Origin of the sequence: Geomonas limicola, assembly GCF_014193675.1 — a bacterium.
GTDB lineage: Bacteria > Desulfobacterota > Desulfuromonadia > Geobacterales > Geobacteraceae > Geomonas > Geomonas limicola.
On sequence record NZ_BLXZ01000003.1, the window covers coordinates 60,774 to 77,266 of the forward strand.

The following is a 16,493-nucleotide window of genomic DNA, read 5'->3' on the forward strand; positions in this document are numbered from 1 at the left end:
TCATCGAACGCGACCAGGAGCGCTTCGCCTTCGCGCTCGGGCATGTCCACGGCGTCCCACCAGGGGACGCCGAGTTTAAGCAGGGCTACCAGGGTCTTTCGATGCGGCTTGTGCCGCGTCTCGAAAGGCCTGCCGCCTCTTCTCCAGGGTGACCTCGGCGAGGATCAGCTCGTCGGAGTCCGGCCCGGAAAGGTCGAGGACCTGTTCCGGCGTGAGCTTGTCAAGCCCCTTGACCTTCAGGCGCTTGGCATAGAGGCATGCGTCGTAGTAGGCGTTGTCATCCATCAGCTTGCGGTCGATGGTCGGATCGTTGCTGACTTCCAGGGTGGTACGGAAGGTTTTCTCCACCAGGGTGAAATCGCAGTGGCAGACACCGTCCACGATGATCCCTTCCGGGAATTTGCCGGCCTGCTCCATTGGCTAGTTCCTCCCCGTTGCCATCAGCTCGATTTCCCTGACAGCTTCGTTGTCGCCGTCGAATTTAGCACCGCCGATCTTAAGCGTGGAGACGCCGGTATAGACGGTCATGCGTCCGCTCGGGTACTCCAGGATAAGGGTGCCGTTTTTGATCCCCCTGAAGTCACGCTCCTCGCCGTCATCCCCGTCCGGGATCACGTAGGTGAGTTTCACCCCGTACTCAGGCGGAACCGCCATTGCCTCACTGCCGTGCATGAGCTTTATGCGTTTCGCCAGCTCCTCGTCGCTCTCCTCGATCGCTTTAAAGCGGGTCTCTTCCTCACCGTCTATGACCAATCTGACTCTGGATACAGCCATTGTTTAAACCTCCGTTAAATGCGTGTTAAAGCAGCAGGTCGATCCTGCCGGCGAAGACGTGCAGCCCGTTGACCACATCGGTCGGGATCTTCGCGTTAACCCGGTTCGGGTCCTGGTCGTCGCGCTCTACGATCAGGCCGGCTGCGTTGTCCGCTACAGCTTCCACGATTTCCAGCTGCTCCAGCTTCTGCAGCACGTCGAGCAGTTCAACACGAACCCTGGGCGGCGTCTTCACGGAGAGCTTGGTGCGCGGGAAGCGCAAGGCAATTCGCTCGATACAGGCCTTCCTGACGTAGTCCAGGGTCCTGATAGTGGTGACATCCAGGAGGCTGATGTCGGAGCTGCCTGCCACGTTGTGCAGATAGGTGGTGATGGCGCGCACGATCTGCACCCGCTCGCCGGGGCCGACTTCCAGGGGGGCCACTCCGTTAGCAAGGCAGCTCTCCTGCTCGGTCCTGGAGAGGCGCTGCTCGACCGGAGGCGCGGCGATCCCGGTCAGCTCCAGGGTGTTGAGCGGACGGGCGGGATCTTCTTCGGAGGCGAGCACTGCCGCATAGGCGGCGGATATCTCGTAGCTCGGGCTCTTGGTGCCGCGAAGGTAGGCCCCGACGATCCGGCCGGAGTCGACGGCGGTGGCCAGCGTGGTCGCGGTGGCAAGAGCGGTGTCGATGGCATAGACGCCAACCCCCGGCCGCTGCTCCATCGGGCCGGAGACCAGGGCGAGGTGGTCGCGTAGGGTGATCAGGTCGGCCTGCGCGTTGTAGGGCGTGGCGATGATGTGGTACTGCTCGGGCACTACCTTTGCGAGAGCGGTGGCGAGCGTCGGGTCGACGGTGCCGCCGGCCATGGCGACGACCGTGGCGGTGGTCCCTTTTGCGGTGACCTCGGCGCTGACGTCGATCTGGTTGGCGATGGTCCCCTTGTTGCGAGCCGTCAGGGTCACCACTGCTCCGACGACTCCGGCGGTCACCGGAAAATCGGGGTACTTGCCGATCTCGGCGTTGAGTGCGGTGGCCACGGTCGCGGCCGCATCCTGGTTGGCGATGGCAATCTCGACGTAGCGGTTCCCGATGTAGAGCTTTAGCGAGCCGGCAGCGGTCGCGGCGTTGGCGATGGTGATCGTGCTGGTGGCAGCAGCACCGGCGCCATCGTCCAGGGCGCACACAGTCAGATCGAGGTAAGGGTTCGCCTTAATGGCTGCCCTTACCATGAGGTGCGCCATGGAACCGGCCCCGAAATAAAGAGCCGCATCGGCGTCCGAGAATACGGTGGTCGGTACAAGCGCAGCCACCGTGCCGGCGGCCAGACGTTGGGCCACGATCAGCATGCGCTGTTTGTTGGCCGGCAGGGTGCGAACCGCGAGAGAGGTGTTGAACTCCATGTAGCGGCCCGGCTTCCTGATGCTGCTGGGGATGCTGTCAAAGAAGATGTTTTTGGATGCCATTACTGGTCACCTCCGGTTTTCTTGGAAAGCTTTGCCGGGACCAGGGAGCCGTCGTCCACCAGCCGATGGTAGTAGGCGGTGTCGGGTACCTCTACCGCCTCGGTTTCGGTGATGTAGGTCTTCGGGTTGTCTTCCCTCGGGCATTGCGTGCCCGGCGCTGATTTGACGATCATGCGTCACACCTCCAGGTGAATTGTGTCGCTGGCGTCGGCGATGCTGTCGCCGGGCTTGAGCAGGTATGAAAGCCCGACGGTGATGAGGTCGGTGACCGCCTCCTCGTCGAGTGCTTTTATGGTGAATGAGGTGCCGAACTCGATCAGGTACTCGATGACCCCGGCTGCGTACTTCTCCTCGGTGGTGACGTCCCGAAACCGCTTGGGTACCAGGGGCTGAATCTTCAAACCGAAGGTCTTCAGGACCAGCAGCTGAATGACTGCCGCGACAATCGGGTTGATCCCCTTGCGCCGCGCCTCCTCGTTGGTCATATTCTTGAACTTCACCAGGACCGAGACCGTTACATCTTGGCGCCATTCGCGCTGGGCGACCTCTTTAAAGGTCCCCTCCAGGACAGCGACTGCCACCGCGTTGGCGGTGAGCAGCTGCTTGGCATCCTTCTGGACGCCACCGGTCTTGAGCGCGGCGATCCGCGTGGTGATCTCGTTGAGGACGGCCTCCTCGAGCGCGGTAATCATCTAGAGCCCCTTCATCTTGTCGCGGCCAAAGAGGCGACCGCTGCTGGTCACCATTGGGCTTTGCTGCTTCTGGACCGGCGCGGAGTCGGCCACCTCGCCAAGCTTGACAGTACCTCTAGAGATGTTCTCCAGGAGCCGGCTGGAGTTCTTCTGGTTGGTGGCCCGGACCTCGGGCATGGTCTCAACCCGGCGGGCGTAGAGGTTGTAGATGGCCAGATCGGCGGAGACCTTCTTGATGACCGCCGGAACCACCGCAAACGGCACGGAGTACTTCACGCTGCAGTAGCCGTCGATCTCGCTGTCTGCCCCGGCAATGGCCTCGCTGATGAAGCCGGCGGCCTCTTCTGCGGCGGCGGTCAAGGCCGGGTCCTGGTCCGGGTCGGGCTGAGCGGTGCCGGCCATGGCCGCGACGATCATCTCCATGGTGATGCCGACCTGGTTGTCATCGGTCAGCTGGAGGATGGCCTCGCCGGGGATCTGCTTTTTGATGTCGTCGAGCGTGCAGTACATGGTGACCTCTCAAATGAGGGCGGCCGCTCGGGCCGCCCCTCTTACCTCTGATCAATGGCTTCTGTTATTCCGGAGCCAGTTCCTTCCGACGTTTTTCTGCTGCGGCTATGACACCAGCGCGTTCGTCGTCCTTAGCCAGCTCGTCGACCTCTTCGATGGACCCTGCTGCCTTGATTTTTTCTGCCGTATCCTTGGCGTTCATCGGGTAGGTTTTGCCTCCTCCGCCCTGGCCGCCGCCCAGCCCGCTCTCACCTTCGATCACCTGGACCATGAGCATCGGCTCGGCCTGCAGGATCTCCAGCTCCTTCCTGGTGAAGCGGTCATCGGGGTAATCGGTGGCACCGGCCGGGTGTGCTACTCCGCACCGGCGGAAGCCGTCCTGTACTGCACTGATCCTGATCATGTTCTACTCCTTGTCCGAGAAGATGAATCCGGGGCACGGATCACGTGCCCCTGGATGTTAGGCGACGCTGCCGTCGCTGCCGTAGGCCAGCTGCCAGAAGCCGTACCCGCCGGCCGCGCGCGCCTCAGCTCCGAACTTGAACTTCTTCTTGGAGAAGACATCGTCGGCCTGCGGATCGATCTGCTGCACGAAGACGGGCTTCTTGCGCTCCTGGTAGATGAACGGCCTGACCGGCTTGCTGGTGTCGAGCAGGAACCAGGCGTTGTCGTCGGTCAGACGCGGCTCGCAGACCACGGTGATGGTACCCTTGTAGGGGTTGGGCTTGCCGTCTTCGAGGCGGTCGTTCATGGCGAGGACGTTAGCGACATCGCTCAGAGCCGGCGGGACCAGCAAAACGGTCGGGATCGTGTTCAGCGGTCGCCCTTCGTCGTCCGTGAATTTCATCATGGCGATGCGGCCGGCGCCGAGGGACGCAATGGCGGCCGCCTGGGTGGCGGCGGAGAGCTTCTTGGTCCCTTTGTTGGAAACGCTCTGCACGATGCCGTTCTTGTCGGTAACCGGGTGGTCAGTGTCGATGAAGTACTGACCGTCGTAGCACTTGTTGGTGAAAGCGCCGTTGATCAGGTCGGCGACGATCTCGTCGGGGAGCTGCTTAGCGGAGAAGCCGGCCCCCTGAGCCTGGGGAGCGTAGATGCCGAGTTCGTCGTCTTCGATGTCGTTGCGGTCGACCTCAACGGTGGCCTCCCAGTCATCGTTGGTCACCGTGTAGTTGAAGGCGGCCAGGGCCTTGGCGGTCTTCTCCCCTACCCACTTCCGCATGCGGGGGAAGTTGGCGAGCCACTTGTAGTCGTTGGTCTTGCTGGTGCTGGGCACCAACATGGCCACCTTTTCCCAGAAGGTAGGCGCGGCCTCGAAGGCCTTGTTGAAGGTGGCCTTCAGGTTGGTGAAGATGTTCTGCAGAGCTGCCGAGTTGACGATCATGCCGGCGACCCCGATGAACGGCAGGCCCTTTCCGGTTTCTGCGGTTGCGGCGTGGACGGCATGTGCCGGGGCCAGCAGCACGGCCAGGGCGAAGAGCCCGACCAGGGTGAAGAAGGTGATAGCTTTCTGCTTCATTGTGCCCTCCTGAAAGGCAGTAGGTTGGGAGTTGCGGTTACTGGACCCAGACACCGTCGTTGTCGATTCCGACTACCTTGCCAGCGGCGGACTGGGTGTTGCCGCCCGCGTTGGATTTGGAGACGGTTTCGTCATCGACGATGTAGCAGGTCTTGCCCATCTCGGCCTGGGTCACGGCGTCGCCCGCGCTGTTCTTCCACTTGAACGCCTTGCCGCGACGTACCGTAATGGTCTTGGCCCCGTCGGCCCCGCCGGTGTTGTCCACGAACTCCTCGGCCCGGCCGAGGTAGGTGAGCGTGGTGGCGGTGGCACCTTTGGTGGCATAGCCGGTCGCGTTAGCCGCCACGATCCCGCCGGCATAGATCTTGGCGTTGGCCGCTACCGGGACGCTGATGATTTCGCCGTCGCGGTGCGGGGTGTTTCTGTCCTGGGTTAATGCCATGTGAAGCCTCCTTGAAACTGGGTTGAAGAGTTAGGCGCCGTACTTCTTGAGGTCCTCGGCGCTGTTGCCGAACATGTCAGCGATCTTCTGCTGCTCGGCGTTGAGGGCGGTCTGCTTGCTGTCGACCTCCTTGCTGTCCAAGTCCGTGGCTCCGGCGATCACGGGGGCGGCTGCGACGAAGGTCTTGAAGCGGTCCAAGCCCCCTTCCTGCTTGCACTGGGCAACGTGGTAGTCCTTAGTGGCCGGGGTGATTTTGCCGGCTGCGAGGGCTGCGTCGATCTCGGTGTTGATCGCCGTTTCCAGCTGGCCGGCTTTGATGGCCTGGAGGTCGGACTCGGCAGTAGTGGCGCGGTTCAGGGCGGTGTCGTAGTCCGCGCGCGGCACGAACTTGTCAAGCGACGGCTGTTCGTGGTTCATGGCACAGCACTTTTTGCAAGCTGCTATGATCTGCGCGGCAGTGGAATCCTCGGGGATGCCACAGATCCTGCAGAGTTCCTTCATCTGTTCAGCGTTCATTGCCACCTCCAGTGTGGGTTCTTCGTTGTTGAGCGCGCTCAAAAACAGGTTGGGTTGATTGGTCAGGCCGCAAGAAGTCAGCCGGAAGATGCGGCGGCTATCGATCTCGAAACGGAACACCGGAGAGATGTAACGGTATTCGCGGGAGGTGATGGATGCGGCACCTTTTACAGTCCACTCCACACGGCCCCAAATAGCTCCGTCACGGATCTCCATTTCTTTTATCCACCCTGCTGCCGGTGCCTCGTCGCCGCAGGGTGCCTTGATCTCGCTGGCGTGCTCCCAATCAATAGGGAGGTCTTTCCCTTCGGTCGCAAAAGATGCCAGGATCATGTCAGGGCGGTCATTGATCCAGGTGCGACCGTCACGCCCGGTGATGATCTGTCCGGCAGGTATCAGCTCGATCCATTCCGGCGCGCCGCCACCGTCCGCCGGCTGAAGCTCAAAGTTGAGCGAGCTGCGTTCGCCGACCTGCTCCCCACAAAGAGCCAGGGCAAGCCGAATACCGAGGCTTTGCTCGTCATCTACCACCAAGATTTTCATGTTTCCTCCGCTGTGCGTATTCGCACAGTAACCCCTACGGCCAATGCTGTCGTTTGCGGCCTCGCCAAAAACATCAGAGCCGTGATTTGCAACCGCGTTAAAACAGCCTTTAAAAACCGCTACAGCGGGTCCAACAACTCCGAGCCGGACCATGGTCCCCCTAGACCGACTACAGGGCAAATTTGGACGCCTCAGCAATAGACCCGTCACTTCTCCAAAAAGTCCCTGGTGATACCCAGGATCTCGACCCGGTCGGCGGCTGAAAATCCGAGGATCTCGCGAGCCGGCAGCTTGGGGTTGCGGTTGTGCGGCTTCACCTCTGACCAGACCGGAAACTTGAGGGGCTTCTTGAAGACCACCTTCACCAGGCGCTTGTGAGCGGGGACCGCGATGTCCTTGTCGATACCGAACTGGTGGGCGGCGCCGTAGATCTTGTTGGTGCCGACCTTCAACCCGTTGTTCTGTACGGCATAGATGAAGCTGTCGCGCAGACCGGAACTCTCGGTCAGGATCTTGGTGTGTTTCTTCTGCTTCTTGGTCGACTCCTTGAGAGCCGCCCACTTCTTGCCGGCCGGGTCCTCCTCCTTGGTGAAGCGGTCCTGGGTGGATTCGACTTCGTATTCACCGATGTTCTTCAGACAGGGGTGCAGATTGTCGGACTTCTTCTTCAGGCGCTGCAGCTCGCGCTGGATGTCGCGGTCGTCGATCCTATCGATGACAGTGAAGGTGCCGGCCATTACAGTCCCGCCTCGGCCCGTACCATTGCCTGCAGCTCCGGCGGCACCCCCGCGATCATCACCTTCATGATCTTCTCGCGGTCCTGCGCGGGGGCGCGGCCGGGGGTGTAGTCCCAGCCGGGATCTATGCCGTTGGGGATGGTCTGCACCTCTCCGGTTTTCTTGTTCACCCACTCGTAGGTGCCGTCATCGGGGGCCTGGCCGACGGTCAAACCCTTGCGGGCCAGGTCGCGGTCACTCAGCGCGACGATGCGGCACTTGCAGCCCCAGCCGTTGGGGGTGAAATGGGTCAGCCACCAAGGATCATCAGCCGGCAGGACCGTGCCACTCCAGGCTAGGTGCGGCGGCCGGGGCCGGATGCTGTCGCCGTGCTGGTAGAGCCAGTTGGGGCGGTAGGCCAGTACGTCGGGATCGGTCATCTGCTGAAACCGGCCGGCCTGGTAGGCGGTCCTGATGTTGGTGGAGTAGATGACCTCGCTTCTCCAGCCGCGCGACCCCTTGTAGCTCCACCCGTACTGGGAGACGATGCGGTCGAAGTCCTTTCTGAACGCCTCCAGGGTGGTGCCCTCGGTGATGGCCCTGTCGATGGCCGCCTGGAAGTCAGTCAGCATCTCGGCCTTGGTGGCGCCTGCGATCATGAAACCGAAGTCGTGATCCTGCTGCAGCAGATCGTTCCAGCGCTCGGTCGGGATCTTCACCTTGGAGCGGAAGAAGGCGATGGCCTCCTCGAAGGGCAGGCTGCCGTATTCGGCGGTGCTAGTTGCCATCGGCCACCTCGGCCCGGCCGGCAAGGTTCGCGGAGGTGAGCGCCTGCATCATGAGGTTACCCAGGGTGGCCGAGTCCATTTTCGGGAACAGGTCGAAGAGCTGGTCGCGCGCTTCCTGGAGAGAGCCGGCGGTCATGATCAGCTCACGCACCTTGTCGATCATGGCATCCATGGCCGCGCCGGCTTCCTGGGACATGCGAGCGGCGAAGACGTCGGCGGCGTCCGGCTGATCGGCTCCGGCCTGGTTGAGGGCGGTGGCGCAGTTGGGGCAGCTGTGGCCCTGGTGGTTCACCCCCGTGGCCGGGGTGGGCTTTTGCATACCCAGAAGATCCTCGGGCTTGGCGTTGGCCGCCGGATCGGGAAGGTTGAGGCGGTCGCGCACTACGCTCTGCTCGACCCGGAGTCCCAGGGGGACCAGCTCTTTCAGTGCGTCGGTCAGTGCCTTGATGTCCTCGGGCTTCTTGATGTAGAGGGTGAGCGTCGGGTAGCTCTGCTGCGGTCCGAAGTTCAGGTCTACAAACGGGCGGACCAGCTGCAGGTTGAGCGTCTCGGCCAGCTGCTCGGCGTCGGACTTGGTGATGTCGGAGCGCACTTCGTCATGGACCTTGGCCTGTGCCTGGGAGCTGCCGTCGTCTGCGGTCATGGTCTGGCCAAGGACCGCCTTGCTGGTCTGACGGTCGATCCACTCGGCGAGGTTCAGGAAGATCTTGTCTCCCCCGGTTACCTGGGCGTTCTTCTCAAACTCGACCTTCAGCGAATCCGGGAGTACTGCGGCTGCGTCGCTCCCCAGGTTGGCAACCGCGGACTTGAGGATGTCGATGTCGGAGTCGCTGGCCGTGGAGTTGTAGCGGCCGATGCGGATCGGGAGACCGCAAATCTCGATGAAGGCCAGCCAGTCCTTGAAGGTGTACATCTTGCCCATGTAGCTCCAGGCCACCAAGCGGGCCAAGCCGCCACGGATCGGGATGCCGCTCTTCAGCCTGGGGTAATGGACGATGAACTTGTAGGGGGGCAGCGCAAGGCCGTCCACCAGGTCTGCTTCGTCCCGGAGACGCAGCTCGGTCTGGCTCACCCGGTCGAACTGGAAGAAGCGGGGGTCGCGCCAGATGTACCCCTTGGGGAACCACTGCCTGGCGCTTTTATCCCAGTCGATCTCGATGGCAGAGTAGCCTTTGCCCAGAGCGTCCAGGGCGTTCTCCAGCATCCCCTTGAAGCCCCCCTTCTTCACCATCTCCCTGACGGCGTCGGCGATCTCCACGTCCTTTGCCGAGTCGCTGGCCGCCTCGATCTGGACCGGGAGCTTCTTGACGGCGCGCTTCCTGGTGCCTATCACCGAAGCGTAATGCGGCTCCTTTTCCTCCATCTCCTCAGCCAGGGTGAGGTAGTCGTGGGCGTCGCCCTCGGCGGCGCGCTGCAGCAGGCTCGCCATGCGCTCGGGGGTGACACCGGAGGCGATGGTGTTGGTGAACAGGGTCCGAATGCCGGTGAGCGCCGGGGCCGCAAATTCGCGGGTGAGATCCTGCTTTTTAATGGGCCTGTTGTAGGCGTCGTAAAGGGTGACATCTGCCATTACCATGCTCCTTTGGTGCGCCCGAACCCGGCGGTCTGCTTGATCAACCGGGGGAGGTCTTTGGTGGTTGCGGGGGTGATGCGGTGGCAGGCGTACTCGCCCGCCTCGATCCGGGTAGCGGAAATGGCCAAGGCAAGCGCAACTGCCGCATCGCCATGCCGCATGTTGCCGTCTTTCCCTTCGGTGCGCCCCTCCGGGACCTTGGCGATACCCTTGGTCATTTTGACCGCACGGTAATCGTCCATGTGGTCCGCGTCCTGGGGTACCTCAATGGTTCCGTCCTCAAAGAAGCTCTTGAAGCGCGGCATTTCGTCTCGGTACCAGCTTTCCGACAGCATGATCGCCTCGACCCTTTCGCCGTATTTCTGGACGGTGACCTCGGCCAGATACTGGCCGTTGCCGCGCGCATCCATCTTGACTCCGGCGAGTCGCGGCAGCCGGTCCAGGATGTAGAAGAGGATCAGCTCCTGCTCCTTGAACGGGACGTTCTTGAGTTCCAGGACGAACGGGGCTCGGTAGCGAAGGCTTTGCAGTTCGGCCAGCGGAAACATGACGGTGAGGTCGCCGCTGCGGGCAAAGTCTTCGCCGAGATAGTGGGCGCGCTTCGAGTCGAGCTTTATGAGGAGCGGCTCCAGGTTCTCCTTGCACCAGTCGCGCGCCTCGGCCTGACGGATGTGATCCGGCAAGGTGGCAAACTTGTTGTCGCAGCCCCAGCGCAGCACCGGGATATCTGTCCGCATGCAGCGTTCTACGATCCCCCTGGGAAGATAGGTCCCGCTCCCCTGGGACGGTATGACGTCGAGTTCTTCGTCTGCCGCCGTGCCGTAGAACTTGTAGACCGACCCGATCCACTTGCTCTCCTCCTCAGCATCCCATGCTCTCCCCAACCGAAGGCAGACGCGCTGGTACAGCCCCTGGTCTACTGCGGAACGGAAGTCGATCCGGTGAACGCTTCCGGCTCGCTTGCCGGCGCGGATCTCCTGGATCAGCTCGTTGAAGTCGTTGCCTTCGCCGTTGTGGGTCGAGATGACCCTGACCATTCCGCCCCAGATGAGAAGCGCAAGGGCAGCCTTGAGCAGCTCGCCGAGCTGCTCGTGGAAGGCGGCTTCGTCGATGACAACGACGCCTTGCTTACCGCGTAGGTTGGCCGGCCTGGAGGAGAGCGCTACGATGCGGTGGCCGGAGTCTGGAAAGCGGATGGTGAATGTCTTGATGTGCTTGTCTTCTTCACCCTCGCCCCAGATCCCCTCTTCCATCTCGCAGGCGGCGTAGTTGAACGCCTTGGCCCACATGGCACAAGCCTCGATGTACTCGATGCCCATGTCCTGGTTGTAGCCGATGTAGTAGACGTTCTGTCCGCCGGCTGCCTTCTCAGCGGCAGCGATCAGGACGTTGTCAGCGGCCTCCGCCCAGGTGAGACCAGTACGGCGGCTCTTCTCCACGATCTTCAGCTGCGACTTGTCGGCGATCCACTCTTGCTGGTAGGGGAGCAGCACCGGCGGTGCAGAATAGTCCGTGGTGGACGGTATGACTGCGGCGATCTGGCTCAAGCGGCCACCCCAAGAATCATGTTGCGAAGTTCGTTGACGCGCTCGACCGACATGCCGCCCTTCTTAGCGATCTTGGCAGCAGCGTCGGCGGCGCGCTCACGCTCCTGCTTTCGGATCTCCTCCTGCAGCTTCAGGTTCAGATTGGCTGCCTGCTCGGTTCGCGTAAGGATCAGGGCGATGTTGCTAATCTGCTTGATCAGCTTGGGCATCTCCTCAGCATCTACGAGGCTGGTTCGGATCTGGTCCATTACGTCGTAGACCATGGACTGGACCGACTCATTGAGGATCTGGCCCATGGCGCTCTGACTGGCGGCGTCTCCGGTCATCTGGCGGGTGATCTCTCTGGCCCGCTGCACCCGGCGCCCCACGTCTTCCATGCTGGCCAGTTGCCCCTTGCGGAAATCGGCCCGCGCTTCGTCCCACTCGCTACCGGCGCGTTTCTTCCATTCGCGCAGGCTGTTTTCGGAGACCTCCAGCACGGGCGAGATCTGCGGGATCTCCATCCCCTCGGCATAGAGGGAGATAGCGCGCGGCTCTAAATCGGACCGCTTACCCATGGAGGTCTCCGGGGGCCGGACGTTTGACTCCGGGGACCGTCAGGATGCCGGTGGCCGCCTCGGCGCCGCGCTGGGTGACGGTGACAATGTAGGTCCCGCTGTCCTGGACTTTGTACTTGACCAGGTCCTGCTCCTCCAGCCACGTCACTGCCGTCTTGACTTGGTCGCGCGAGCTGCGGCAGCCGAACTCGTTGCAGATGGTGGTCAGAATGGAGTCGTTGCAGCTCGGCCCGATCTTCGGGTTCTCCAGGGCGCGCAGGATGATGAGCCGGCGGTGTTCGGTAAGGGTGTCGGAAAAGGGCATCACTTCCTCTCCTTGAGTAGAAATTCGTTGATCATGTCGTTTGACCTGGTGAGACCTTTGACGGCCCCGGTCAGCTCCCGGATATCGCCGTGCAGCTCGTCGAAGCGGGCAAAGAGCTTGACGTCATTCTCTTCCATCCTGCCGTGGTTGCCGCAAACGGGCGCGGTCCCGACCTTGGCCTCAACCTTCACGAGGTCGGTCTCCACTTTAGATATGCGGTCCTCAGTTTCCTTGACGCGGCTACCGGTCACCTTCTCCTTATCCAACCTGGTGACCTGGTCCTCGATCTCCTTAAAGCGCCCGCTGGTCACCTTGTCTTTATCCTTGCGCATCAGGTAGATGGTCAGGCAGACGTTGTAGATGAACTGGAAAATTGAGAATGCGAACATCCAGGGTTGTAGGTTTCCGATCACAAAGCTCTCCAGTTCTCATGTAGTGCCTGGCAGCCGATACAGCGGCGGCAACCGGGGTTGACGGCGCGGCGGGCCTTGGGTATCTCCTCGCCGTAGTCTACGCAGTCGGTGCCGGTGTAGTTGGCCGGCTCCCGACTGCGCTGGTTCAAGTCCAGGGCAAAAGCCTGGAAGTCTTCGTTGAGGGTTTGAACCCGGTCCATTTCATCGCCCACTGCGGCACTCCTCCAGCCCTTTCATCAACAGCTCGTTGTCCTGGTAGAGGCGGTCCAGCTCGGCTTTCGGGATGCTCACTTTCTCTCCGCCGTCAACGACCACGAAGCGCCGCGAGCACCCGGTCGTGCTGATCAGCGTGGCGAGCACTGAGAGCAGCAGAATCTCCCTTGCCAAGCGCCTCGCGGTAGTCCTGGATATTCTTTTCATGGTCGGCTCCCTTCTGCTGCCCCTGCCACCCCTTGACGCCTTCGACAATCAGCGGCAAGAGGTAGGCGAGGAGCGACAGAATCGCAGTGATGGTTGCGGAGGTCACTAGGCGGCCGGTGCAGATTCGGGTTCGGGCACGGCCGGGATCGCCAAGGCGGCCGTGGGCATCGGGTACCGCTCGATGGCCGTGTCACCGCTGGCGCCGAGACCGGGGATCTGTGCCAGCAGAGCGTGGACCATGCTTTCCGCCTGCTCCCTGGTAACCGAGGGCATGACGGAGAGGATGTGGTTGACGGCAACGCTCAGCTTGTCCTGACCGGAGAGAACCGCCCTGGAGCCGGCGTACTTCGCGGCCAACTCCTCGGCCTTGGTGATACCCTGGTAGGCGAGCTGCTCTACGATGTTGTTCTTCTGGGTCAGGGCTTCGACCTTGTACTTCTGACCGAGCCGGTTCAGGAAGATGCTCACTGCTCCCATGAACAGCGCCGTGATGATCGGGAACACCGACTGCTGCAGGAAGGTCGTGAAGACGTTCCCGGACGAAACGGCCGCCGGTGCGTGTGCAGGCAGCAGATCGGCGGCAAAGAGGGGAGTACAGGCAGCGACCACTAAGGCAACCAGGGTGAGACAGGCCAGCATCAGTTTCTTCATTTCAAGCTCCTTGTCTGGGGTTAACGGGCCGGCAGCACGTCAAAATGAGCGTCGATGCTGGCTCCGGTGTAAATGGACGTGTTGCCGTCCTGGTAGTCTGTATGGCCGAGGGTCGCCTTCAGGTTGTATCCGGTGAGGCGACCGCCGCATCCGGCGAGGGAAATGAGGGTTACTGCAAGCAAGAACGGTCTCATTACCCGGCCGCCTCCATGGCCTTTTTGAGCTGGGCCACCTCACCATCGTCCAGGCGACCGTCGCGGGCAGCGGCTCTGACCAGGGCGATGATCTCAGGCGGCTGGCCGTCGCGCTCAAGCCAGGAGCTGAGGAACTGGATCTGGCTGGGGTTCTTGTGCGCCACGTCCAGACGGTAGGCTCCGGCGATGTCCTCAGCCCGGCGGAGCAGCTCGACGGACGGGGTCGCGTTGATGCCAGCGACGGTCTTGGGACCTATGGCGCCGTCGGGTGTGACCTTGGCGGCAAGCTGCATCCACATCACGCCACGCCCGCCACCGTTGACGATGTGGTTATAGAGCCAGGTCGCCACGGCCTGGTCCTTGACCTGGTTCAGCAGGTTGGCGGTCCATAAATTACGGAAGTAGAAATCCCCCACCTGGTCTTGGAGGGAGGCATCACTGGACAGCTTTCTGTTGAGCAGCTTGACCCAGAGTGCATATCCGGCTGAGCCATATACGGGCATGGGGCCAACGGCGGCCTTAGCCTGGTCGACCTGAATCCATCCGAGCCAGTGGCCCCAAAAGTTGCGGGTGATTCCCTTGTAGGTCTCACCGCCAAGATCGGATGGGTTATTGGCGTAGCCACCTTCATCGCTCATGGTTGCCCGATGCGCTGGCAGAAATTCGGCCATGTGTCACCTCGTAGTTAGGGGAGCACCCTGTTGGGATTTCGGATGAGAGGGACCGCCCAGGAAAGGAGAAGAACCTGGGCGGTCGATCAGATTGGCTGCATGACAAGGGGGAATTTACAGGAATTTGGGCGGGTGGTCGTTTGCGGTTCAGCCAAAAGAAAAGCCCCTAAACCGTGAGGAGTAGGGGCTTTTTGGCAATCAACTGTGCCTTGTATCGCATTCAGGCAGCAGGTGTCAAAGGGTTTTTAAAAGCCGGGCAAAACCGGCTGTTCTTGGCGGTCCCTTTTACCCTGGACCCGCTTGACTATGTCGTAGATCTGGCGCTGGGAAAGCCTGAAGGTCGAGATGACACCGTCGATGTCAGCAAGGCCCCCAAAGGCTCGCCAGACGTGCGCGTCTCGGATGGCGCGGTCGACCTCTTTGCCAGAGGGAATGTAGATGGTGGTCCGGGTCCATTCCGCTTCGACAGTGACCGCGATGAGGCTAGCGACCTCGCAGATACCGCGCCGGCCCTGTTCGATCCACATGGCGCGGCTGCCGGAAAGGATGACCCAGGCAGCGGCGCGGAGTTCGCGCCCGCGCAGCGAGCCGACCGGATCTGCCGAGACTTCAACCAGGGTGCCGCTTTGGTCCCCGTCTACCTCACCCCTCAGCATCCCCCACCACTTGCGGGTAAGGGTGCGGGCACCCCAGTTGCGCCTGATCCACTCGGTGACATGCACGGCAATCGCGGCATCGGTGGAGGTGACTTCGTCTCCGCTGATGGCGTCCAGGATCTTGTCATGTATGTCCCGGAGGGTCTCCGGGTAATGGTCGATGATCAGCATGCTTTCCCCCAGTTCTGAACCAGGTCGTTTAACATTGCTTTAACGCGCTCTACACTCTGCTGGTGCTGCTCTGCTGTCGGCTCCGGTGCGGGCAGCTTTGCCCGTTCCGGCCGGGCCGGCATGCGGTCCATTACTTCGACCGGCGCCGGCCACTCCCGAACGCGGGGGAAGGTCTGCGCGAAGCCTTCCTGGATACGCGGAGCGTCAATCGCTTCGATGCTGGACCGGCCGAGTCGGTGCATGAAGGCTCGCACCCAGATATCGGCGGTCAGCTCTATCATGTCCTCGGCGGGGGTGTTCTTGAGCCTCAGCGAGAGGAGCGCCTGCAGGCCATGGGCTATCTCAGCTTTGATCCAATCAGCCACGCTTCCAGTTCTCCAGGCGGCCGATGGCGCTGGCCGTTTTGGACCGGGCCGCCGGGCGCGCGCCGCTATCATCGGAAGTGACCAGGGCGGAGGTAGAAGCCGAGGCGGTCGGCGTGCTGCCCAGCACCTTCTTGAGATAGTTGTGGTTCTTCAGGGCGGTGCCCTGGCCCTGCTCCCGCTTGGTGCGCATGGCTTCGACGGTCTCGGCCATGGCCGCCTCCAGCTGCGCCGGATCGGCGGAGAGCTGGAGGGCTTCCTTGGCCAGCTTCAGGGCGCGCTCGAAGCTCAAGGCACGCTTCTCGGACCGGAACAGGGTCAGGTAGGAAAGCAGGCTGGGCGGCATAGTGCCGCGCATGCCGAGCAGCTCGCGGGCGGCGGCGTCCTGGGTCAGGGCTTCGATGCTGTATTGGGCGTGGCAACAGGGGCAGTGCAGGATCATAGGGTATCCGCCATCTTGAGATACGCGGAGACGATGAACGCGGTGGCATAGCCACCGAAGAACTGATCTTCAACTGACCAATTCCATCCGACTAATGTCTGGCCTAAGACGCAAAGAGCAACCGCCCCTGCGGTTGTCAAAAAGAATTTCATACTTACCTCCCCAGCCATTTCTTCATGGCTTCAATGACCTTTGAAGCCTTTTTTACTTCGAGCCATTCGAGCCGGGCCACTCCCGACATGCGCTTCACGTAGGCGAGCAGCGCCGACTCGGCAGGGTTCTTTACCTTGCCTGTCTCGTGCAGCTGGAACCAGAGGTAGCGGATCAGCTTAGACTGCTCGTCGTCGGCAAGCTTGGTCGCGGTCTTGGCCCGTCGCGCCGGCTTCCTCTTCTCCCAGACGCCCATGGCCACGGCTTTCTCTTCCAGGTCCTTTATCAACTCGTCAGCCTTGGGGGTAGAGAGCTTGGTGGAGCTTTTGACCTTGAAGGGAGGATCGGCCAGAAGCTTCCGGTACTCGGTCTCTTCCATCCCCATGGCGCCCTTGAGCGCGTGGATCTTCTTAATTTGGGCGGGGGTTGCCATAGTAG

The 16,493-nt window shown here is 61.8% G+C and carries 27 protein-coding genes; all 27 read right to left on the minus strand.

Annotated features, from left to right (window positions below; genetic code table 11):
- Nucleotides 1-75 precede the first annotated feature (75 nt).
- Entirely contained in the window at nt 76-417 is a 342-nt protein-coding gene (locus H7688_RS07310; RefSeq protein WP_183360423.1) for a hypothetical protein, read from the minus strand.
- A 3-nt stretch (nt 418-420) separates the two neighbouring features.
- Complete coding sequence (locus tag H7688_RS07315) at nt 421-774, minus strand: hypothetical protein (RefSeq protein ID WP_183360424.1); 354 nt, start codon at nt 772-774, stop codon at nt 421-423.
- 25 nt (nt 775-799) lie between these two features.
- Nucleotides 800-2,218: a phage tail sheath subtilisin-like domain-containing protein gene (locus H7688_RS07320; RefSeq protein WP_183360425.1), complete on the minus strand. Its 1,419-nt coding sequence runs from the start codon at nt 2,216-2,218 to the stop codon at nt 800-802.
- Entirely contained in the window at nt 2,218-2,391 is a 174-nt protein-coding gene (locus H7688_RS07325) for a hypothetical protein (RefSeq protein ID WP_183360426.1), read from the minus strand. Before H7688_RS07325 ends, H7688_RS07320 begins: the two co-directional genes overlap by 1 nt.
- Nucleotides 2,392-2,394: 3 nt before the next feature.
- On the minus strand, nt 2,395-2,910 hold the full coding sequence (locus tag H7688_RS07330; protein ID WP_183360427.1) for a phage protein Gp37: 516 nt from the start codon (nt 2,908-2,910) through the stop codon (nt 2,395-2,397).
- Nucleotides 2,911-3,420, minus strand: coding sequence for a gp436 family protein (locus tag H7688_RS07335; protein WP_183360428.1), 510 nt, complete (start codon nt 3,418-3,420; stop codon nt 2,911-2,913).
- 64 nt (nt 3,421-3,484) lie between these two features.
- Entirely contained in the window at nt 3,485-3,823 is a 339-nt protein-coding gene (locus H7688_RS07340; RefSeq protein ID WP_183360429.1) for an HI1506-related protein, read from the minus strand.
- Nucleotides 3,824-3,880: 57 nt separating this feature from the next.
- Entirely contained in the window at nt 3,881-4,939 is a 1,059-nt protein-coding gene (locus H7688_RS07345) for a Mu-like prophage major head subunit gpT family protein (RefSeq protein WP_198424464.1), read from the minus strand.
- Nucleotides 4,940-4,976: 37 nt separating this feature from the next.
- Nucleotides 4,977-5,381 (minus strand): hypothetical protein, encoded by a 405-nt coding sequence (locus H7688_RS07350; RefSeq protein WP_183360430.1) that lies wholly within the window; start codon nt 5,379-5,381, stop codon nt 4,977-4,979.
- 30 nt (nt 5,382-5,411) lie between these two features.
- Nucleotides 5,412-6,440, minus strand: a complete 1,029-nt coding sequence (locus H7688_RS07355) for a phage protease (protein ID WP_183360431.1) — start codon at nt 6,438-6,440, stop codon at nt 5,412-5,414.
- A gap of 206 nt (nt 6,441-6,646) precedes the next feature.
- Nucleotides 6,647-7,177 (minus strand): phage virion morphogenesis protein, encoded by a 531-nt coding sequence (locus tag H7688_RS07360; RefSeq protein WP_183360432.1) that lies wholly within the window; start codon nt 7,175-7,177, stop codon nt 6,647-6,649.
- Nucleotides 7,177-7,944 (minus strand): phage head morphogenesis protein, encoded by a 768-nt coding sequence (locus H7688_RS07365; RefSeq protein WP_183360433.1) that lies wholly within the window; start codon nt 7,942-7,944, stop codon nt 7,177-7,179. The genes H7688_RS07360 and H7688_RS07365 overlap by 1 nt, the downstream gene beginning before the upstream one ends.
- On the minus strand, nt 7,934-9,514 hold the full coding sequence (locus tag H7688_RS07370; protein WP_183360434.1) for a DUF935 domain-containing protein: 1,581 nt from the start codon (nt 9,512-9,514) through the stop codon (nt 7,934-7,936). Before H7688_RS07370 ends, H7688_RS07365 begins: the two co-directional genes overlap by 11 nt.
- Nucleotides 9,514-11,064 (minus strand): hypothetical protein, encoded by a 1,551-nt coding sequence (locus tag H7688_RS07375; protein WP_198424465.1) that lies wholly within the window; start codon nt 11,062-11,064, stop codon nt 9,514-9,516. Before H7688_RS07375 ends, H7688_RS07370 begins: the two co-directional genes overlap by 1 nt.
- Nucleotides 11,061-11,621, minus strand: a complete 561-nt coding sequence (locus H7688_RS07380) for a phage protein Gp27 family protein (protein ID WP_183360435.1) — start codon at nt 11,619-11,621, stop codon at nt 11,061-11,063. Before H7688_RS07380 ends, H7688_RS07375 begins: the two co-directional genes overlap by 4 nt.
- On the minus strand, nt 11,614-11,925 hold the full coding sequence (locus tag H7688_RS07385; protein WP_183360436.1) for a VpaChn25_0724 family phage protein: 312 nt from the start codon (nt 11,923-11,925) through the stop codon (nt 11,614-11,616). Before H7688_RS07385 ends, H7688_RS07380 begins: the two co-directional genes overlap by 8 nt.
- Nucleotides 11,925-12,338 (minus strand): hypothetical protein, encoded by a 414-nt coding sequence (locus H7688_RS07390; RefSeq protein WP_183360437.1) that lies wholly within the window; start codon nt 12,336-12,338, stop codon nt 11,925-11,927. Before H7688_RS07390 ends, H7688_RS07385 begins: the two co-directional genes overlap by 1 nt.
- Complete coding sequence (locus H7688_RS07395; RefSeq protein ID WP_198424466.1) at nt 12,335-12,550, minus strand: TraR/DksA C4-type zinc finger protein; 216 nt, start codon at nt 12,548-12,550, stop codon at nt 12,335-12,337. The genes H7688_RS07390 and H7688_RS07395 overlap by 4 nt, the downstream gene beginning before the upstream one ends.
- The gene (locus H7688_RS07400) at nt 12,540-12,725 is read right to left on the minus strand and encodes a hypothetical protein (protein WP_183360438.1); all 186 of its coding nucleotides are present in this window, start codon (nt 12,723-12,725) and stop codon (nt 12,540-12,542) included. Before H7688_RS07400 ends, H7688_RS07395 begins: the two co-directional genes overlap by 11 nt.
- Before the next feature lie 138 nt (nt 12,726-12,863).
- Entirely contained in the window at nt 12,864-13,409 is a 546-nt protein-coding gene (locus H7688_RS07405) for a hypothetical protein (RefSeq protein ID WP_183360439.1), read from the minus strand.
- A gap of 20 nt (nt 13,410-13,429) precedes the next feature.
- Nucleotides 13,430-13,603 carry a hypothetical protein gene (locus tag H7688_RS07410; protein ID WP_183360440.1) on the minus strand — a complete coding sequence of 58 codons (174 nt, stop codon included), beginning with the start codon at nt 13,601-13,603 and terminating at the stop codon, nt 13,430-13,432.
- Complete coding sequence (locus H7688_RS07415) at nt 13,603-14,274, minus strand: glycosyl hydrolase 108 family protein (protein WP_183360441.1); 672 nt, start codon at nt 14,272-14,274, stop codon at nt 13,603-13,605. The genes H7688_RS07410 and H7688_RS07415 overlap by 1 nt, the downstream gene beginning before the upstream one ends.
- Nucleotides 14,275-14,519: 245 nt before the next feature.
- Entirely contained in the window at nt 14,520-15,101 is a 582-nt protein-coding gene (locus H7688_RS07420; RefSeq protein WP_183360442.1) for a Mor transcription activator family protein, read from the minus strand.
- Entirely contained in the window at nt 15,095-15,466 is a 372-nt protein-coding gene (locus H7688_RS07425) for a hypothetical protein (RefSeq protein ID WP_183360443.1), read from the minus strand. The genes H7688_RS07420 and H7688_RS07425 overlap by 7 nt, the downstream gene beginning before the upstream one ends.
- The gene (locus H7688_RS07430; protein ID WP_503826605.1) at nt 15,459-15,905 is read right to left on the minus strand and encodes an HI_1489 N-terminal domain-containing protein; all 447 of its coding nucleotides are present in this window, start codon (nt 15,903-15,905) and stop codon (nt 15,459-15,461) included. Before H7688_RS07430 ends, H7688_RS07425 begins: the two co-directional genes overlap by 8 nt.
- Nucleotides 15,902-16,057: a hypothetical protein gene (locus H7688_RS07435; protein WP_183360445.1), complete on the minus strand. Its 156-nt coding sequence runs from the start codon at nt 16,055-16,057 to the stop codon at nt 15,902-15,904. The genes H7688_RS07430 and H7688_RS07435 overlap by 4 nt, the downstream gene beginning before the upstream one ends.
- A gap of 2 nt (nt 16,058-16,059) precedes the next feature.
- Entirely contained in the window at nt 16,060-16,488 is a 429-nt protein-coding gene (locus H7688_RS07440; RefSeq protein WP_183360446.1) for a regulatory protein GemA, read from the minus strand.
- Nucleotides 16,489-16,493: the final 5 nt, after the last annotated feature.

What these genes read in the sequence shown, in the direction of transcription:
- H7688_RS07310 (WP_183360423.1), bottom strand. Translation starts at nt 417, where the DNA reads ATGGAGCAGGCCGGCAAATTCCCGGAAGGGATCATCGTGGACGGTGTC.
- H7688_RS07315 (WP_183360424.1), bottom strand. Translation starts at nt 774, where the DNA reads ATGGCTGTATCCAGAGTCAGATTGGTCATAGACGGTGAGGAAGAGACC.
- H7688_RS07320 (WP_183360425.1), bottom strand. Translation starts at nt 2,218, where the DNA reads ATGGCATCCAAAAACATCTTCTTTGACAGCATCCCCAGCAGCATCAGG.
- H7688_RS07325 (WP_183360426.1), bottom strand. Translation starts at nt 2,391, where the DNA reads ATGATCGTCAAATCAGCGCCGGGCACGCAATGCCCGAGGGAAGACAAC.
- H7688_RS07330 (WP_183360427.1), bottom strand. Translation starts at nt 2,910, where the DNA reads ATGATTACCGCGCTCGAGGAGGCCGTCCTCAACGAGATCACCACGCGG.
- H7688_RS07335 (WP_183360428.1), bottom strand. Translation starts at nt 3,420, where the DNA reads ATGTACTGCACGCTCGACGACATCAAAAAGCAGATCCCCGGCGAGGCC.
- H7688_RS07340 (WP_183360429.1), bottom strand. Translation starts at nt 3,823, where the DNA reads ATGATCAGGATCAGTGCAGTACAGGACGGCTTCCGCCGGTGCGGAGTA.
- H7688_RS07345 (WP_198424464.1), bottom strand. Translation starts at nt 4,939, where the DNA reads ATGAAGCAGAAAGCTATCACCTTCTTCACCCTGGTCGGGCTCTTCGCC.
- H7688_RS07350 (WP_183360430.1), bottom strand. Translation starts at nt 5,381, where the DNA reads ATGGCATTAACCCAGGACAGAAACACCCCGCACCGCGACGGCGAAATC.
- H7688_RS07355 (WP_183360431.1), bottom strand. Translation starts at nt 6,440, where the DNA reads ATGAAAATCTTGGTGGTAGATGACGAGCAAAGCCTCGGTATTCGGCTT.
- H7688_RS07360 (WP_183360432.1), bottom strand. Translation starts at nt 7,177, where the DNA reads ATGGCCGGCACCTTCACTGTCATCGATAGGATCGACGACCGCGACATC.
- H7688_RS07365 (WP_183360433.1), bottom strand. Translation starts at nt 7,944, where the DNA reads ATGGCAACTAGCACCGCCGAATACGGCAGCCTGCCCTTCGAGGAGGCC.
- H7688_RS07370 (WP_183360434.1), bottom strand. Translation starts at nt 9,514, where the DNA reads ATGGCAGATGTCACCCTTTACGACGCCTACAACAGGCCCATTAAAAAG.
- H7688_RS07380 (WP_183360435.1), bottom strand. Translation starts at nt 11,621, where the DNA reads ATGGGTAAGCGGTCCGATTTAGAGCCGCGCGCTATCTCCCTCTATGCC.
- H7688_RS07385 (WP_183360436.1), bottom strand. Translation starts at nt 11,925, where the DNA reads ATGCCCTTTTCCGACACCCTTACCGAACACCGCCGGCTCATCATCCTG.
- H7688_RS07405 (WP_183360439.1), bottom strand. Translation starts at nt 13,409, where the DNA reads ATGAAGAAACTGATGCTGGCCTGTCTCACCCTGGTTGCCTTAGTGGTC.
- H7688_RS07410 (WP_183360440.1), bottom strand. Translation starts at nt 13,603, where the DNA reads ATGAGACCGTTCTTGCTTGCAGTAACCCTCATTTCCCTCGCCGGATGC.
- H7688_RS07415 (WP_183360441.1), bottom strand. Translation starts at nt 14,274, where the DNA reads ATGGCCGAATTTCTGCCAGCGCATCGGGCAACCATGAGCGATGAAGGT.
- H7688_RS07420 (WP_183360442.1), bottom strand. Translation starts at nt 15,101, where the DNA reads ATGCTGATCATCGACCATTACCCGGAGACCCTCCGGGACATACATGAC.
- H7688_RS07430 (WP_503826605.1), bottom strand. Translation starts at nt 15,905, where the DNA reads ATGATCCTGCACTGCCCCTGTTGCCACGCCCAATACAGCATCGAAGCC.
- H7688_RS07435 (WP_183360445.1), bottom strand. Translation starts at nt 16,057, where the DNA reads ATGAAATTCTTTTTGACAACCGCAGGGGCGGTTGCTCTTTGCGTCTTA.
- H7688_RS07440 (WP_183360446.1), bottom strand. Translation starts at nt 16,488, where the DNA reads ATGGCAACCCCCGCCCAAATTAAGAAGATCCACGCGCTCAAGGGCGCC.